14 protein-coding genes, 1 tRNA gene and 2 pseudogenes are annotated in these 14,874 nt (G+C 60.8%); 6 read left to right on the top strand and 11 right to left on the bottom strand.

Features of this window, described 5'->3' with window-relative positions; all coding sequences use genetic code 11:
• The 6 genes and pseudogenes from LMG28727_RS34855 to LMG28727_RS29815 all read right to left on the bottom strand — a co-directional run.
• A pseudogene (locus LMG28727_RS34855) lies at positions 1-303 on the bottom strand (integrase arm-type DNA-binding domain-containing protein); the annotation flags it as partial.
• Positions 304-604: 301 nt separating this feature from the next.
• Positions 605-680, bottom strand: a tRNA-Ala gene (locus LMG28727_RS29835).
• Between the two features lie 64 nt (positions 681-744).
• Positions 745-1,098, bottom strand: coding sequence for a c-type cytochrome (locus LMG28727_RS29830; RefSeq protein ID WP_201645929.1), 354 nt, complete (start codon positions 1,096-1,098; stop codon positions 745-747).
• Positions 1,095-1,889 (bottom strand): BON domain-containing protein, encoded by a 795-nt coding sequence (locus LMG28727_RS29825; protein WP_201645928.1) that lies wholly within the window; start codon positions 1,887-1,889, stop codon positions 1,095-1,097. The genes LMG28727_RS29830 and LMG28727_RS29825 overlap by 4 nt, the downstream gene beginning before the upstream one ends.
• Positions 1,890-1,915: 26 nt before the next feature.
• Positions 1,916-2,503 carry a phosphoheptose isomerase gene (locus LMG28727_RS29820; RefSeq protein ID WP_201645927.1) on the bottom strand — a complete coding sequence of 196 codons (588 nt, stop codon included), beginning with the start codon at positions 2,501-2,503 and terminating at the stop codon, positions 1,916-1,918.
• A gap of 261 nt (positions 2,504-2,764) precedes the next feature.
• The gene (locus LMG28727_RS29815; RefSeq protein WP_236592469.1) at positions 2,765-3,169 is read right to left on the bottom strand and encodes a YraN family protein; all 405 of its coding nucleotides are present in this window, start codon (positions 3,167-3,169) and stop codon (positions 2,765-2,767) included.
• A gap of 247 nt (positions 3,170-3,416) precedes the next feature.
• Here LMG28727_RS29815 and rsmI point away from each other — a divergent pair, with 247 nt between their 5' ends.
• Positions 3,417-4,295 (top strand): 16S rRNA (cytidine(1402)-2'-O)-methyltransferase, encoded by an 879-nt coding sequence (gene rsmI, locus LMG28727_RS29810; RefSeq protein WP_201645926.1) that lies wholly within the window; start codon positions 3,417-3,419, stop codon positions 4,293-4,295.
• 134 nt (positions 4,296-4,429) lie between these two features.
• Here rsmI and LMG28727_RS29805 read toward each other — a convergent pair whose 3' ends face one another.
• Positions 4,430-5,029, bottom strand: a complete 600-nt coding sequence (locus LMG28727_RS29805; protein ID WP_407945883.1) for a septal ring lytic transglycosylase RlpA family protein — start codon at positions 5,027-5,029, stop codon at positions 4,430-4,432.
• 638 nt (positions 5,030-5,667) lie between these two features.
• Here LMG28727_RS29805 and LMG28727_RS29800 point away from each other — a divergent pair.
• From LMG28727_RS29800 to LMG28727_RS29790, 3 genes are all read left to right on the top strand, one after another.
• Entirely contained in the window at positions 5,668-6,312 is a 645-nt protein-coding gene (locus LMG28727_RS29800; protein WP_201645924.1) for an MBL fold metallo-hydrolase, read from the top strand.
• On the top strand, positions 6,309-6,938 hold the full coding sequence (locus LMG28727_RS29795) for a 3'-5' exonuclease family protein (RefSeq protein WP_201645923.1): 630 nt from the start codon (positions 6,309-6,311) through the stop codon (positions 6,936-6,938). The genes LMG28727_RS29800 and LMG28727_RS29795 overlap by 4 nt, the downstream gene beginning before the upstream one ends.
• Positions 6,939-7,028: 90 nt before the next feature.
• The gene (locus tag LMG28727_RS29790) at positions 7,029-7,487 is read left to right on the top strand and encodes an Lrp/AsnC family transcriptional regulator (protein ID WP_012431468.1); all 459 of its coding nucleotides are present in this window, start codon (positions 7,029-7,031) and stop codon (positions 7,485-7,487) included.
• Between the two features lie 123 nt (positions 7,488-7,610).
• Here LMG28727_RS29790 and LMG28727_RS29785 read toward each other — a convergent pair whose 3' ends face one another.
• The 3 genes from LMG28727_RS29785 to LMG28727_RS29775 form a co-directional block, all read right to left on the bottom strand.
• On the bottom strand, positions 7,611-8,855 hold the full coding sequence (locus tag LMG28727_RS29785; protein WP_201645922.1) for a cation diffusion facilitator family transporter: 1,245 nt from the start codon (positions 8,853-8,855) through the stop codon (positions 7,611-7,613).
• A 280-nt stretch (positions 8,856-9,135) separates the two neighbouring features.
• Entirely contained in the window at positions 9,136-9,441 is a 306-nt protein-coding gene (locus LMG28727_RS29780) for an H-NS histone family protein (protein ID WP_201645921.1), read from the bottom strand.
• Between the two features lie 396 nt (positions 9,442-9,837).
• On the bottom strand, positions 9,838-10,500 hold the full coding sequence (locus tag LMG28727_RS29775; RefSeq protein WP_201645920.1) for a HugZ family pyridoxamine 5'-phosphate oxidase: 663 nt from the start codon (positions 10,498-10,500) through the stop codon (positions 9,838-9,840).
• 201 nt (positions 10,501-10,701) lie between these two features.
• Between LMG28727_RS29775 and LMG28727_RS29770 the strand changes: the two genes are divergently transcribed.
• Entirely contained in the window at positions 10,702-11,913 is a 1,212-nt protein-coding gene (locus tag LMG28727_RS29770; protein WP_201645919.1) for an MFS transporter, read from the top strand.
• Between the two features lie 256 nt (positions 11,914-12,169).
• The gene (locus tag LMG28727_RS29765; RefSeq protein WP_201645918.1) at positions 12,170-13,675 is read left to right on the top strand and encodes a collagen-like triple helix repeat-containing protein; all 1,506 of its coding nucleotides are present in this window, start codon (positions 12,170-12,172) and stop codon (positions 13,673-13,675) included.
• A gap of 138 nt (positions 13,676-13,813) precedes the next feature.
• Here LMG28727_RS29765 and LMG28727_RS29760 read toward each other — a convergent pair.
• Positions 13,814-14,829 (bottom strand): annotated as a pseudogene (locus tag LMG28727_RS29760) (cupin-like domain-containing protein).
• Between the last annotated feature and the right edge of the window lie 45 nt (positions 14,830-14,874).

The following is a 14,874-nucleotide window of genomic DNA, read 5'->3' as shown; positions in this document are numbered from 1 at the left end:
TCACTCCTTGACGGGTACACCCCGCGTTGCATCCAGAAAAGCGCGAAGCTCGGCGGTTTCCGATGGACTAAGATTCACCCGGCGGGTACCGATTCGAATCGACAGCGCCCCGTCGCTATCCAGAGAGAAGCGCATTTCAGCATCAAGGCGAGCGACTTCGTCCCGCAGCGTTGCGCGCGTCTGCTTCCTTACCTCGCCTGGATTAACACCAGCGACGAGTAGAGCCCGAGCCTCGTCCCGCTGCTTCCTTGCTGCCGCAAGCGTCACCTTGGGGTAGACGCCGAGCGAGAGACTTTTCTCCTTACCGCCGAACCGATACTTGAGCCGCCAGTACTTGCTACCACTGGGACGACGAACAGATAGAGCCCACCACTATCGAAAAGCTTTCTCGGCTTCTCGACGGGCGTCGTGCTTTTGATCGCTGCTTCAGTTAGCGACATTAGGGAATACTGTCTTGAGTGGATGCAGAGTTGCCCCAAGAGTTTTCCCCGATTGGGGGCAGATGTCAATGGACACCTTCGGACAGCCCCGGAAACAAAAAACCCCGCAAGCCTTTACGGCTGCGGGGTTTTCGGACTTTCCCGGACTGCTTCGGAAGTGTATTTGGTGGAGAGGAGGAGGATCGAACTCCCGACCTTCGCATTGCGAACGCGACGCTCTCCCAGCTGAGCTACCCCCCCAACGTCCGACCAATTCTAGCACAGCGATTTTCCATTTTGCCCGCCCCCAAACCCGGGCAAAACCCTACTTCGCAGGCGCCCCGGCAAGCACCCAATCCACCACCGTACGGATATCGGCATCACTCATGGATGGATGCGCGGGCATCGGAATCATGCCCCACACGCCAGACCCGCCGTCCTTCACCTTGCGCGTCAATTTGGCCGGCGCCTGTGCATCGCCCTTGTACTTCGCTGCGATCTGCTGAAACGATGGGCCGACCAGCTTACGATCCACCGCGTGGCATCCCATGCATGCATTGGCATTGGCGATGCTCTGACCACGCGGCGCATCGGCGGCAAAAGCCGATGTCCCCGCAGCGCTCGCCCACGCGCCCAACACCACCGCCGCCGAGCTCACGATGAAACCAACGCGCTTCATGGCGTCGTTGCCTTCGGATTGCCCGGATGCACCGAGCTCGAATTGCTAACCGGCGCAGGCGCCTGCTGGTCCAAAGGCCGCGCGCTCACCGACGAATCCGGAATCGCGCCCACTGTCGGCTCGCTCGCATCCGGTTGCGAAGCAGCCACCGGCGCCGTGTTCGCCGCAGTCGCGGCCGCCGCAGCTTCCTGCGGCTGAATGTACTGGAACACCTTCACGACCTGCACGACGCCCGGCACACGGCTCGCGACATCGGCGCCGCGATTGCCTTCATCCATCGTGACGAGGCCCATCAGGTACACCGAACCGCGCTCGGCCACCACCTTGAAGTTGTTCGCCGAAATGTTCTTCTCGGCGATCAACGCGGTTTTCACACGCGTTTCGAGGTACGTGTCGTTAGTGCGCGACGAGAACGAACTAGCCGGCATGATCGCCAGTTCGTTCACGATCGTATTCACGTTATTCAAACCGCGCACAATACTCTCGGCGCGTTGCTTCGACGCATCCCCCGCCACCTCGCCGGTCAGCAACACGCGGCGATTGAACACCGCCACATTCACGTGCGCGGAATCCGGCAGATTCTGGCTGATCTGCGACAGCGCCTTGACCTGCAACTCGCGATCTTCGGTCTGCGCGCCGATGGTGCGCCGGTCGGTCGCCACCAGCGCGCCGCCGCCCGCCGCGCCAGCCACGGCGAGAAAGCATCCCTGCAACGTTGCGGACAGCCCCGCCGCGAACCCAATCACCAGCACGGTTCTCACCAGTGTCTTCTTGACGCGGAATACGCTCATCAACTAGCTCTCCTTCGGAATCAGTCTCAGTCTTCGCCCAGCAACATGGCATCGATGCCGTCGCATAGACAGTGAATGGTCAGCAAGTGCACTTCCTGAATGCGCGCCGTGCGATCCGACGGCACACATATGTGAATGTCGGTATCGCTCAACACGTCCTGCATGCGTCCGCCACCTTTACCCGTCAGCGCGACCACGATCATTTCACGCTCATGCGCGGCCTCGATCGCGGCGAGCACATTCGCGGAATTGCCGGACGTGCTGATAGCCAGCAACACGTCACCGGGCTGACCGAGTGCCCACACCTGCTTCGAGTAAATCTGCTCGAACGAATAATCGTTGGCAATGGCGGTGAGCACCGACGTGTCGGTGCTCAGTGCAATCGCCGGCAAGCCTGGCCGCTCACGTTCGAAACGGCCGATCAGCTCGGCGGCAAAATGTTGCGCGTCGGCGGCCGAGCCGCCGTTGCCGCACGCGAGAATACGATTGCCGTTGGCAAGCGCGCCAAACATCGTGTCGACCGCTGCGGCGATCGGCATCGACAGGGATTCCAGGGCTTCGAGTTTGACTGCCGCGCTGTCGCGGAAGTGTTGTTGAATGCGTTCGACTGACATCGAGTCTCTATCTTCTACCGCGAATGGACCGCACTGCGCGGCCCTGTTGTGAAGTCGTATTGCGAAGTAGTGCACGCCGATAAAGCTGGCCGGCGACGTCACGTTCCGCAGCGCAAGAGTGCGAATGCAGCGTGAAATACATTGCTCTCCGCGCAGGTTTTTGCGCCTGCTTCTGCGTTGCGTCCTGATCGCCGGCGTTGCCCCAAGGCCCGCACGCGAGCGCAAGTTTATCGCACTCACGGACGAGACCCGCACCCGGCCTCAGACTTCGTCGGCTCGGAACGCATCGCGCAACCAGACTAGCCGGCCGGCTTCGAATGCAATCACATCGAAGCGACACGCGGGTTGGTCTCGCGAAACCTGATTGCGCGAGGCGAGGTAATGCTGCGCCGCGCGCACGATGCGCTGTTTCTTGAGCCAGCCGATGCTCGCCGCCGCGCCGCCATACTGACGCTGTCTACGTGCACGAACTTCGACGAAGACCAGCGAGCCGTCACGGTCGCGCATCACGAGATCGATCTCGCCGCCCCGGCACGACACATTGCGTGCGACGAAACGCAAACGCTGGCGCTGCAAGAATTCCTGCGCTCGCGACTCGAAAGCTGAGCCGACGAGTTTGGACCCGGCGGGCGGAGAAAAGTTGTCCGGCGTGGCGGCTTTGCCCATGGGCCTGATTGCAGTCCTCTCCTGTTCAATTGAGTTGGGGGTAGCCGTCATCAGCGCGGTGGTTTCCTGCCGCGCTGCTTTCTTTGCGACGATCACCTTCTGCGCACTCGTCCGCGGCGCCGTCGTTTCGCCGGGACCAGCGCTTTCCGTAGGCTCGCCCTCCGCCTGCCGCCCGCGCCGTTCATAACGCCCTTCCCCCGCATGGCACAATGTCGGCCTCCTTACGTCAGTTTGCGTCTTTTGCCTCATGACTCCTCTCTCCGAACTCGCGCAAGGGCAGCAATACCCCACCGCTGCGCTCTATGTGGTGGCCACGCCGATCGGCAACATCGCCGACGTCACGCTGCGCGCTTTGCATGTGCTCGGACTGGTGGACCGTATCGCCGCCGAAGACACCCGCAACACCGGTCAACTGCTGGCGCGCTACGGCATTTCGAAACCGCTCGTGGCCGTGCATCAACACAACGAACGCGCCGCCGCGCTGCGCCTGATCGAGCATCTGCAAGCAGGCGAGCGCGTAGCCTATGTGTCCGACGCGGGCACGCCCGGCATCTCGGACCCTGGCGCGAAACTCGTCGACGCCGTACGTGAAGCAGGTTTCCCGGTCATCCCGCTGCCCGGAGCGAGCGCGCTGGCCACAGCCCTGAGCGCAGCCGGCGACTGGGTCGCAACGTTCTCATTCCTCGGCTTCCTGCCGCCGAAGCCCAAGGCCCGTGCCACCACGTTGCAGTCGCTCGCACAACATCCTCACGCGATGGTGTTCTACGAAGCGCCGCACCGGATCGTCGAAACGGTGCAGGCACTGGCGGACGCGTTCGGCGGCGAGCGTCGTCTGCTGATTGCACGGGAACTGACGAAGTTACATGAAGCGCTGCATCAGGGCACCCTGGCCGAAGCGCCAGCGTGGCTCGCGACGGATCCGAACCGGCAACGCGGCGAATTCGTGCTGGTCGTGGAAGGCGCGACGCCGCAAGCCGCTGGCGAACACGATCACGACGCACTCTTGAACATCCTGCTGGAAGAACTGACGGTGAGCAGCGCGGCGAAGGTCGCCGCAGCCATCACGGGGGCATCGCGCAACGCGCTGTACACCCGCGCGTTGTCGCTGAAAAAAGAAGAAGACTGAAAGAAACCAGACGAAAAAAAAGCCGCGTCATTACGCGGCCCTTCGTCTTTCTGCAGACGTAGCGACCTGGAGCAGGCGGTCGCGATCTGCACTGCCACAAGCGCGCATCAGGCGCCCTGGCAGCTGTTACAACATTACTTGTCGGTGTTCGACGCCAACGTTTCGTTCATCTCTGCGCGGGCTTCCTGCTGCGTCAGACCTTCGATCCGCACGCGCGCCGTACCGGCATGACGCATATCGAGCGCAGCGGCAGCCGCCATCGACAGATCGATCACGCGGCCGCGCGCATACGGCCCACGGTCGTTAATCCGCACGACGACCGAGCGCGACGTAGCCGGATTCGTCACACGAACATAGGAGCCGAGCGGCAGCGTGCGATGCGCCGCTGTCAGCGCATGCATGTCGTAACGTTCGCCATTCGCGGTACGACGGCCGTGGAAGCCACGGCCATACCAGGAGGCGCGACCTGTCTGATGAAAGTCCGAAACATTCACACTGTCATCAGTCAGGGGCTGGGCATCTGCCAGCGAGGTGCCTTGAGCAGCGTTATCAGCCGTAGTCGAAGCTGGCGCGCTACCGAAGGATTGCGGTCCGAAGGAACCTGCCTGCGCATTTTTTGTGGTGCGTGGCACGTCGTTTGCGGACGTGTCGGTGGCGCCCGGCGGCGTAGCGCAGCCGGCCAGCACAAAAAAGGCAAAAACAGTCCCCAGACTGCGGGTTAACCGAGTTTTCATAAGACGTGCAATCAAATTGTCGAGCCGCATCACGCGAAAAGTTATGCGTGTTGCCTGCGACTCCGGCGGCAATGGACGACAACGCGCCGCGCTGACAAGCGCAGTACGTTAAAGCCCGGATGCGGCTCATTCAGCCGCTACCGCACGGTTAGTTTTCACGTCTGGCGCAACCTGTCCCCGGCAGCCTGACCAGACCCCACATGCCGCCATCGAACGTGGCAAACACGTTCTTGTGCGCGGAACTCAGCGCACAGGAACGGCGGCGTAGGCCCCACCCAACGTCACGGCAGTTAAGTCCGTTGCAGGCGCGCGGCGCCTGGTTGGGCAAGACGTGTGCATCGAAAAGCTCGATACTTGATGGCCGTCGACAAAGCCGACAGCCCATACTTGAGTGGCGATCCGCGCTCCCATTTGTGATGGGGACGCATCGCCGTGTGGCAGTACAGTTACCTGTACATGACCGCCATTATACCTAAAACAAAATTTGAAGACGGTAACCGACTGTAAACCTTGGCCAATCTTCACATTTAACGCAAAGATCGACCGTCCGACGTGCCGATTTCAAGCCGTCGAGACGACCGGCGAACACGCGCGAGACGCCGGTACAATCAACGTTTTTCCAGCGGCGCCGTCATCCCATGAAAGTCACCTTGATCCCCGTCACGCCGTTCCAGCAGAACAGTTCGCTGCTCGTTTGCGGAGCAACCGGACGCGCGGCAGTCGTCGATCCGGGCGGCGACCTCGACGTCATCCAGGGCGAGATCGCGCGCCAGAACGTGACGGTCGAAAAAGTTTTTCTGACGCACGGTCACATCGATCATTGCGCGGGCGCGAAGACGCTGGCCGCGCATTACGGCGTGCCGATCGAAGGACCGCACGAAGACGAGCGCTTCTGGCTCGACAAGTTACCGGATCAAAGCACTCGCTTCGGTTTTCCGGCCGCCGACGCGTTCGAGCCGGACCGTTGGCTGCAAAACGGCGACACCGTGCAATTCGGCGCTGAAACGCTCGAGGTTTACCACTGCCCAGGACACACACCCGGACACGTGGTGTTTTTCAGCCGTGAGCATCGGCTGGCACTGGTGGGTGATGTGCTGTTCGCCGGCTCGATCGGCCGCACGGATTTTCCGCGCGGCAATCATGCGGACCTGGTGCGCTCGATCCGCGAAAAACTCTGGCCGCTCGGCGACGATGTCACGTTCGTGCCGGGCCACGGTCCCACTTCGACATTCGGTGCGGAGCGTCGCACGAATCCCTACGTCGCCGACGGGGTGCAAACATGAGCAGCGAAATCTATGTCAGTACCGATGTGGAAGCTGACGGCCCGATTCCCGGCCCGCATTCCATGCTCAGTTTCGCGTCTGCTGCGTACACGGAAGACAAGCAACTGATCGCCACCTTCTCCGCCAATCTCGAACTGCTCGACGGGGCAAAGCCGCATCCCGTGCAGGAAGCGTGGTGGAAGACCCAGCCTGACGCCTGGGAAGCCTGCCGCAAAGATCTGCGCACGCCTGAATCCGCGTTGACGGCGTATGTCGACTGGGTAGAAGCACTGCCTGGCAAACCGGTGTTCGTCGCGATGCCGGCGGGTTTCGACTTCACCTATATGTTCTGGTACATGATGCGCTTCGTCGGACGCTGTCCGTTTTCGTGGTCCGCGCTCGATATCAAAACGCTCGCCTTCGCGATGACTGGTTTGCCGTATCGCAAGAACATCAAGCCGCGCTTCCCGAAACAATGGTTCGACGACCATCCGCATACTCACGTCGCGCTGGACGACGCGATCGAACAGGGGGCGCTTTTCTGCAACATGCTGAAAGAATTGCGAGCGAATCAGGCGACCTTGCTGGCGGCGGCAAAAGATGGGGACGGCTTAGGACAAAACGCCGCCGAGGAACCGGCAAATTAGGCAAACTCCCTCGCGGGAGCCGGTTTGCATTGCGTTTCGTTTTCGCGCCCTCTACCATGCGTTGATACGGCGACGCAAACGGAGGCGCAGTTGACACTCGATACGTTCTCACAAAAAATCCTGCGCCTTTTGCAGCTTGACGCACGCCGATCGGTGCAAGAAATTTCCGACCAGGTTGGCCTGTCGAGTACGCCATGCTGGCGGCGCATTAAAGACATGGAACAGTCGGGAGTGATTCAGCGCTACACCGCGTTGCTCGATCGCGAGAAGCTGGGACTGCACGTGTGCGCGCTCGCGCATATTCACCTGACACGGCATACCGAAGGCGGTGTCGAACAATTCGAGCGCGAAATTGCCACTTGCCCGGAAGTGACCGAGTGCTACAGCACGACTGGCGAGTCGGATTACATTCTTAAAATCGTCGCGCCGGATATCAAGGCGTACGACAGTTTTCTGCACGAACGCATTTTCAAGATTCCCGCTGTCGCGCAGGTGCGTACAAGCGTCGTGTTACGCGAAATTAAATTTGATACGCAGTTGCCGCTTTGACAGAGGGATGCAGCAGCACGCGGCCGCGTAAGCGTGTGGGCGCCTGCGCGGCTCTGCCAGGCGCGCAGTATCAGAACGAACTATTGGCGCCTGCAAAAGACCAGTCCGCAATCGGCACAGAAATCAGCCGGCGCCGTGCGGCTCTTCGCGCCTGAAAGGGGCGATGGCTCCGTCGATCCATGCCTCTTTCGGCGGATCGCTTTCCGACCGAGACTCATCCAGTCTCAACTCCTGCAACACATCCAGCTTGCGGGCATTCAGGCGGCGCTTAAGCGCACCCAGATCAATCAGCCCAGGCGTGTGTGCGCCGCCGTCCAAAGCCCGGAAGGACGCTGGCAACACCACCTCCACATCCAGACCGCTGCTGAGGTAGTGAATGTTGACTGCCGCGGCCTGCACACCGATTGCGGCTAACGCAGCGTTGACCTCCGCGACCACCCTCTCCCGAGGTGGCAGATCGACGGGCGGCCGCGCCTCCGCATCGTTCTCCGGATCAACATGAATCAGCGCGTCGAGCACGCGGTTATCGCCCAGCACACGCAAACGCGCCGACTCGGCGATGTAATGTCCTTCCGACACCGAGATCAGCGGATCAACCAGAATATGCGCATCGACAAGCGCAAAATCTCCCATCTTCCGAGTTCGCATTTCATGCACGCCGCGCACGCCGGGCGTCGCAATCAGTAACGCGCGCACGTCGGCCGTGGCGGTTTCATCGAGTGCGCGGTCGGAAAGATCCTGCAGTGCATCCCAGCCAAACATCCAGCCCATGCGCGCAACCATAAATCCCACAATCGCCGCGGCAATCGGATCAAGCAGATGCACGCCTGCAATACTGCCGGCAATCCCGATCGCAACCACCAGCGACGAAGCCGCGTCAGACCGCGCATGCCAGGCATTGGCAATCAGCATGGCTGAACGCACACGTTGCGCTTCCCGCAGCATGTAGCGAAACAGACTCTCTTTGGAAACCAGAACCAGCACCGCGACGACAAGCGCACTGAGATGAACCGCCGGAATGCTTTGCAAATTGGCTAGCCGCGCTCCGGCGCGCCACAACATACCGACACCAACCGCAATCAGCAACGCGCCTAAAAATAACGAAGCGACCGTTTCATAACGGCTATGTCCGTAATTGTGATCCGCGTCGGGCTTCGCGCCGCTATGCCGATTGGCAATCAGCACGACAAAATCGGAAATCAGGTCGGCCAGAGAATGGACGCCATCCGCAATCAATGCCTGTGAGTGCGCAAACGTTCCAATGATGATTTGCAACATCATCAAAGCCGTATTGAGCGCAATACTCGCAAAAGTACTTTTGCGCGCAACGCGGTGTTTCTCGGCAGAGTGGGTGGCGGCGGAAGGCATTTGTAAAGCTGCATGGAAGTTCAATCCCCTCCATTCTACCCGGCGGCTTCCCCAGCAACTGCTGGCAGTCGCAAAAAAACCCTTTTAAATCATTCGCTTATCTAAACGAAAAGCATTTGTATTCCACTTACGTGAAGGACTTGCGACAAACAATGCGATTCGTCGGGACAATAAAAAAACCGCGCCCAGTACGGTTCGCGGTTTTTTCAGTCCTATCAGCGCGCGTTAAGCGCAGCCATTTGACACCCTCTGTATTACACCCGAGGTATTACTCCAGACTTTACTTCTCGATCAGAAACGCGTCACGATCCAGACCTGCGATCCAGCGCGGCGGTTTGCCACGGCCAGACCACGTGCTGCCGCTGTCCGGGTCGCGATATTTCGGTGCGACGCCTGCGCGCGGACGGCCGGCTTTAACAGCGCCTTTCGCTGCGCGGCCACCACCGAGTTCAGCCAGCGTAATGCCGTAATCGGCCATTTTCTGCTTGATCTCATTCAACACTTCTGCGTATTCACGCGACTTCGCTTCTTCGATCTGCTTTTCGAGCTTTTCGCGTTGAGCGAGTAGTTCCTTGTAGGAAGACATAGGTACCCTTTGATTGTTTGGATAAATGACTGCCAGTCTTACGCCAGCTTGCCCTTTGAAGGTGTTCATGCCTCGGAATTTGAGGGCGAGATTAACACAAAATAGAAAATCCGCAAAAGCGTCCGTGAAAAATTAATCGCGCTTTGTTTCAAAAACTTTCCATCTCATCCAGAGTCCCGCGATTCCCTTTCAAATAGCTGATTTCAGATTCCGCTGAAAATTCTCAGTCGGCATCGGTATTTATGAGATTAATTATCAAAAAATGAAATCTAACGTATGCATTCTGCAGAAACATCTCATGCGATGACAGCTTTTACATGAACGGGTGGATCATATTGCGAGCTACAGCGCACGTCTTTATTGACGCATGAGTGTTTTCCCGACTTCGCAATAGATCTACTTCACGTAGCGCTGCATGCAAACTTCTAGCGCTGTATGCAAGGTTTCATTATTGAGATGCGCGTCGTCGAACGGAAATCGGATACGCGTGCCGTGCTGTTTCAGATCGATCCCATATCGATCTATACCGATCAGCTCAAAACCGCCTGGGCCACCCGCCTCGCGGCCGAATTGTTCGATCAGCGCATTTTCTTCAGCGTGAGCCAGCGGCGGCAGCGGGTCGAGTTCGTCGCCGCCGAGCCAGCCCATTGCACCGAAGTCGCCGATATACCGTAGCCGTTCGAGCCGCATCGTCCAGAACGTGAAGTCGCCGAGAACGAGATAGCGCTCGGCATCCGGGTGGTAGCGCAAATAACGCTGGACGACGTCCGGGGTGGAGTCGACCGGTTCGAATGTGCCCAGTAAGGTGACACGCTGAGCGCTGAGCACGTCGCCATTGGGGGCGTCGACGGCCAGAAAGCCAGCGCGTGGGTCGGCGTGCAGGTTGTGAGTATGCTCGGCGAGCCGGCTCACCAGAATGGTCGGGCGATGGCGCGCATCCGGTGCGAACGGCAGCACGGTCGGATAAGGAAAACCTTCGGGCTGGCGCGCATGCGTGGCAAGCGTGCCGACAGACGCCGTGTGCAGTAGGTGCAGCGGCGCGTGAGAGGGAATGTTCAAGTGCACGTACCTCGATAGATGAACCGCAAATCACGGAAAACGGACGACGCGTACTGACCGCTCTCTGTCACGTTCGAGCCGAACAATCACGAATAGTCGTCGATATCAGGCCTGCCCTTCCCAGCATAAGACAGCATGCTTCGATAAAATCGGAAATCCGCTTTCAACCCGCTTTCTGACGCTCCCTTTCACGAGATCTCAGTGCCCGACCACTCTTCCGACATCGCCACCCTGCCCGCCGCTCATCGCGACCTGTCCGCTACCGCGCGGCAGCGCGCCAGGTTAGCCACCATGGCGCTGTTTTTCATCGCGGGGATGATGTACGCGTCGTGGGGGGTGCACGTGCCGACGGTGCGCGACCGCTTCCATCTGAATGCAGCGATGTTGTCTTTCGCGCTGCTGGCTGTCGCGGGCGGCTCGATCGGCGCGATGGTGACGAACGCCTCGTGGATCGCCCGGGTCGGCACACGCCGCGCCTGTCTGACGGGCGGCCTCGTGATGGCCGCGTGCGCGGCGCTGATCCTGATCGTACCGGCGTACTGGATGCTGCTGGTCACGCTCGCCGTGTTCGGCGCGGGGATGGCCACCCTCGACGTCGCGATGAACGCTGAAGCGAGTGCCGTCGAAAAAGCCATGGGCAAGCCGATCATGTCGTCGCTGCACGGCATGTTCAGTCTTGGCGGCATGTTCGGCGCCGCTGTCGGTGGCGCGTTACTGGCACGCGGGATGGCGCCCGCCGTGCACCTTACGCTCGCCGCTACGGTGAGCGCGCTGGTCCTGGTCCTCGCCTGTCCGTCCGTGCTGCCGCACGTGCCGCATGCCGAGCATCCTGATTCCGCCACGCCGCGCGCCAGCCGCTGGCGCTCGTCGGCATTGTGGGCGCTCGGCACGATGGCGCTCGTCGCGCTAATCGCGGAAGGCGCGATGTACGACTGGGCCACGGTCTATATGCGCGACGTCGTGCTGGCTAGCCCCGCGCTGGCCAGTGCGGCCTACGCCGCGTTTTCGGGCGGCATGGCGGCGGCACGCTTTGCCGGCGACGCGGTGCGCGCCCGTTTCGGCGCTCCCCAACTGGTGATGATGAGCGCGACGCTCGCCTGCGCAGGCATGGTCGACGCACTGCTGCTGCCCAACCCGGTTGCGGCGCTGGTGGGTTTCGCGCTGCTCGGTCTTGGCCTCGCGAACATGATGCCCGTGCTGTTCGCGGCGGCGGCAAGCGTGAAGGGCATCCACGCGGCCGAGGGCCTGGCGCACGTTGCGGGGCTCGCGTACTTCGGGCTGATGTTGGGGCCGGTGATTATCGGCGGGGTCACGCAGTTGACCAATCTGACGATCGGGTTGTCGGTCGTCGCGGTCTGTTCCGCCCTGATCGCAATCGTGGGTCCGAAAGTGCTGCGGCGCTTGAAGATCTGACGGCGACGCGCACCGATGCGGGATCGGTGCGTCTTCTGATGACGAGGACGCATCACCTTGCGTTACGTTACGCCCGGCCGGCACGCCGCTGTGTTCCGCGACACACGGCGGGAACCGCACTCACCGATGCCGCCCGACATTCTCCACAATCCGTTGATTTATATGGGTTGTTTCGTGCAACTCCGAAGAAAACACAAATGGCATAGGCCTTGCATTTAGCTCCCCCAACAATCTTCAGATTACGGGGAAGCAGACCATGCATCGAAAATTCAAAATGTCGGCGATCGCCCTGTGCGTGTCGTCGATGGTCATCCTGACAGGATGCGGAAGCACGTTGACGAAGCCAAGTGTGGGCAGTGGCGCGGGTGGTGGCGGAGCGGGGACGGGTGGTGGCACGCCTACGCCTACGCCTACGCCTACGCCTACGCCTACGCCTACGCCAACGCCAACACCAACACCGACGCCTACCCCGACACCGACTCCAACACCAACACCAACACCAACACCAACACCAACACCCACCAGCGCCAACCCCATCGGCGTGGTCGTTCAAAACACCGGCAATGTCGTCACCGCAACCGGCCAGACCGTGTCGGCGATTGGCAACCAGGTCGGCCTCACCGCGATCCCGGGCGCGAATCAGGCGACCACTGCCGCACTGGGCAGTGTCGTATCGAACCTTGGTAACGGCGTGACTGCGCTCGGCACCGGCGCGGCAAACGGCCTCGGCCAGCTCGGCAACGCCAGCGATCCGCTCGGCACGACGCTCGCCAGCAGCGGCAGCCTCGTCAACGACACGGGCAAGGCGGTCAGCAGCGCCGGCCAGCTCGTGACAAGCCTGGGCACCGGCCCCACCGCGGCGCTCAGTCCGCTGACCACGCCCCTCGGCACCGTCGTCTCGACGCTCGGCAGCACAGTCAGCGGCGTGGGCACGCAACTGACCTCGCAACTGACAACCGGCCCGATCCAGCAAGTCACGCAGACGGTCAGCACCGCGATCACGCCAATCACGAGCACGCTCGCGCAGACCACCCAAACCGTCGGCGACACGACCGGCCTCGGCGCACCCCTGAACGGCCTGCTGTCGACCATCGGCCACGGGCTCGACAGCGCCGGCACCAAAATCAGCGATGCGACCAGCAACGCGATTGGCCAGAATCTCGGCAACGTCGTGACAAAACTCGGCGACACGGTCACGTCAGCCGGTGGTCTTCTGACGGCGGGCGGCACCAGCGGCGCCAGTCCGCTCAGCGGCCTGACGGGTCTTCTGAATCCAGGCGGCAGCGGCACATCGAGCAATCCGCTTGCGCCGATCACCAGCATCCTCACTGCGTTGCCCGGCACGCTGAGCGGTGGCCTATCGGGCGGCAGTACGTCCGGCGGCCCGCTCGCGCCGATCACCGGCGTCGTCACTACGTTGACCGGCAGTCTGACCAGCCTTGGCGGCAGCACGTCCGGAAGCAGTCCGCTCGCCCCCCTCACCAGCGTGCTGAACACTGTCACGAGCACATTGAGCGGCGCGACGAGCGGTGGCAGCAATCCGCTGGCGCCGGTGACATCAGCGGTTGCTTCGCTGACCAGCGCACTCGGCTCAGCGACGGGAACAGGCAGCGCCAGCACCACGACCAACCCGCTCGCGCCGATCACCGGGCTGTTGACCACCGTCACGGGCACGTTGACCGGCACGCTCACGACGACGGGCGGCACGACCACGGGAGGCGGCCTGCTCGGCGGCCTCAGCAACCTGGCGACGAAGAAATAACTCGATGTATAACGACGGCAAATAAAGGCGCAGCAGTAAGAAGCGCCATAGGGGAGCGGCGAGTCGGGCAACCGGCTCGCCATTTTTTTGCCTCGCAGGTTTTAGTGCGTCTTTCCGAATCGCGTGATTAAGCGTGCGTCATAGTTCGTGATACGTATCGTAGCGACGCGCGAACTCGTTAGCGTGCAGAAAATTGGTGTACGTCATCGTCACCGACGCATCGAGTCCTTCCACGTAATGCCACCAGCCAATCGGCAAAAACAGTAATTCGCCGGGTGAAAGTGTGCATTCGATCAACTGCACATGTCGCATCGACGGAAAACGCTCGTAGTCGATCGCCGCGCCGTCCACCTGCGAATAGCAATGCAGGTGGTTAGCCATCTGCGCGGTGTCCGATAAAGGCACGAGTTTGATTCGTTTGCGGCCCACGACCTGCGCCATGAAGTTATTGGTCAGATCATGGTGAAACGGCGTTCGGGTTCCAGCCGGCCCCATCCAGAAAAAGCCGTTGTCAGCCGACTCCCCATCGAGATATTCCGCAATAACCGGCACGTCAGCCCACAATGCCGCCAGCGCCGCCCGGTTGTGCGACGTGTTATTCGCCGTCATGTAGAAGTCGTTAGTCGGACCGCTGCGCGCAACGAGATCGACATAATCGGCAAATCGCATCATCCGCTTGTGGCTGGGCTGATTGATTTCGTAATTCTCATCGGACTCGCGGCCGAACTGCACTTCGACTTCGCAATCGCCACAACGCTCGCGCAAATAGCCGAAACCCCATAGCTTGCGTGCCGGCCAGAAATCGAACGCGCCGGTGATAATCACCGGGCGGTTCTGGAAGTAGTACTGCTCAAAGAACTCATCGCGCGCGAGACGCTCACGCCGTTCAATCAAACCGCCCGAGCGCGCATCCGGTTTAACTCGCCATACACCGACAAAATCCATTCGCGCTTGCGCAAACGATTGCGCAAGTGCGCCGCACCATGAAAATAAGGACTCGCGAGCACAGTTTCGATTTCTCGCTCGGCGTCCCCTGGGTCGAACCCCTCGCTGACCAGTGCCCCATGTAACGCGGACGGCGATGCATCGAGCAGCAGATTTTCGGCAATCCAGCGTCGCCATTCGTCGTCGATTGAGCGGGTTGTCGTCGTCACTGCATTCCCCTGCGCGTTTCTCAAGCCGACAGTCTCTTATGCGAG

Source organism: Paraburkholderia metrosideri, assembly GCF_904848625.1.
Classification (GTDB): domain Bacteria; phylum Pseudomonadota; class Gammaproteobacteria; order Burkholderiales; family Burkholderiaceae; genus Paraburkholderia; species Paraburkholderia metrosideri.
Note: the sequence above shows the minus strand (reverse complement) of the source record. Positions and strands in the feature narration are given on the sequence as shown.